Origin of the sequence: Roseomonas rosulenta (assembly GCF_016106005.1) — a bacterium.
Taxonomy (GTDB): domain Bacteria; phylum Pseudomonadota; class Alphaproteobacteria; order Acetobacterales; family Acetobacteraceae; genus Neoroseomonas; species Neoroseomonas rosulenta.
The window spans coordinates 1-2,106 of record NZ_JACADR010000459.1; the positions used below are offsets into that span (position 1 = coordinate 1).

General features: G+C 75.5%; 2 protein-coding genes. Both read left to right on the forward strand.

Translation table 11 applies throughout. The annotated features are described in order from the left end of the window. The coding region (locus HW578_RS25795) for an autotransporter assembly complex protein TamA (RefSeq protein WP_198373572.1) at positions 1-1,407 on the forward strand (1,407 nt) is incomplete at its 5' end. A gap of 1 nt (position 1,408) precedes the next feature. Then, a partial coding sequence (locus tag HW578_RS25800) for a hypothetical protein (RefSeq protein WP_456308299.1) occupies positions 1,409-2,106 on the forward strand: 698 nt, incomplete at its 3' end.

Below are 2,106 nucleotides of genomic sequence, written 5' to 3' on the forward strand. Positions count from 1 at the left end.
GTGCGCGCGGCGGCGGCCGAATCGGGCCTCTCGCCGGGCGACCCGGCGCGCCCCGAGTCGGTACTGGCGGCCGAGGACGCGATGCGCGAGGCGCTGCGTCGCGCCGGCCATCCGCTCGCCGCCGTGGCGGGGCGCGAGGCGGTGGTGGACCACGACCGCCGCACCATGGACGTGACCTGGCGCCTGGCCGCCGGCCCGCGCGCCACCTTTGCCGCACCGGAGGTGACCGGCCAGGTGCGCACGAACACCGGGCTGCTGGAACGCACCGTCGCGCGCCAGATCGAGGGGCAGGACTATTCCCCCGCCGCGCTCGAACGCGCGCGCCGCGCCCTGGTCGCCCTCGGTGTCTTCGAGAGCGTGCGGATCGAGGCCGCGATGTCCCTCGCGCCCGGCGACCGCCTGCCGGTCACCTTCCGCGTCGCCGAGCGCCCGCTGCGCGCCTTCGGCGGCACGCTGTCCTACGAGACCAACTATGGCGCCGGCGTCAGCCTGTTCTGGGAGCACCGCAACCTGTTCGGCGGCGCGGAGCGCCTGCGGCTCGAGGGCGAGGTCGCGCGCCTCGCCGAGGGGGACTTCTCCAACGCCACCTACCGCGCCTTCGCGACCCTGACGCTGCCCGAGATCTGGCGCCGCGACATCCGCCTCATTGCGCGTGCCGGCGCGGTGCGCGAACTGCTCGACGCCTATGACCGCGACGCCATCCTGGTCTCGGCGCTGGCCGAGCGCCGCCTGTCCGAGCGCACCGCCCTGCAGGCCGGCCCGCAGTTCGAGACGGGGCGCATCGGCCGCTACGGCGATCTCGAGCCCTTCACCCTGGTCGGCTTCGTGATGGGCCTGCGCTGGGACGGCACGACCAGCCTGCTCGACCCCACCAGCGGGGCGCGCGCGAGCGTGACCGCAACACCCTGGTGGTCGCTCGACAATGGCGTGACCTATACGCGGCTGCTGGCGATCGGCAGCACCTACCTGGATGTGACCGGTGACCAGCGCGGCGTGCTGGCGCTGCGCGGCGCGGTCGGCGCGGCGGTGGGGGCGACGCGCGACGAGATCACGCTCGACAAGCGCTTCTACGCCGGCGGCGGCGGGTCGGTGCGCGGCTACGTCTTCCAATCGATCGGCCCGCGCGACGCCGGCAACAAGCCGCTGGGCGGGGCGAGCCTGATGGAGGGCTCGGTCGAATGGCGCCAGCGCATCTCGGGGCCCTGGGGCGCGGTGGTCTTCGTCGATGCCGGCGCGGTTGGCGAGGATGCGGTGCCGGGTACCGGCGGCTTCCGCGTCGGTGCCGGCGTCGGGCTTCGGTATCTGACGGCGATCGGGCCGATCCGCGTCGATGTCGGCGTGCCGCTGAACCCGCAGCGCGGCGACCCGGCCTATGGGCTCTATGTCGGCATCGGGCAGGCCTTCTGAGATGCGGCGCGCGTGGCAATTCGCCCGGTCGGCGTTGCGGCGCGTGGCGCGCGCGGCGCTGGCATCGCTGCGCCGGTCGCGTCGCGTCCTGCTGGTGACGATCGTCGCCCTGCCTGTTCTCGCCCTGGTCGCGCTGGGCGGCGCGCTGCTCTGGGCGAATACCGAGGGCGGGCGCGGCGTCCTCGCCCGCCAGGCCGGCGCGCTGGTGCCGGGGCTGGTCGTGGAGGGCCTGACCGGCCCGCTGCCCGGGCGGATCGGCGTCGCGCGCCTGTCCATGGCGGATGAGGCCGGAGCCTGGCTGGAGGTCGAGCAGGCCGAGGTCGCGCTCGACCTGATGGCGCTGCTGCGGCGTGATGTGCGCATCACCGCCCTCACCGCGCGCCGCGTCGCGCTGCACCGGCCGCCGCCCGGAAGCGACGCGTCGCCGCCGCCGCCCGATCCGGATGCACCGCTGCTGCCCTCGCTGCCCTCCCTGCCGGTCGCGCTGCATCTTGACCGGCTGGGGGTGCAGCGCATCGAGCTCGGCGCGCCGGTGCTGGGCGTGGCGGCGGTGCTGGCGCTCGAGGGAACGGCCTCGCTCGCCGGCGGCGCGCTGGCCGCGCGGATCGAGGCACGCCGCATCGATGCGCCGGCCGAGGCGCGACTGGTGCTCGACCTCGCCCCCGGCGCCGACCGCCTGGTCGCGCATCTGGACGCCAG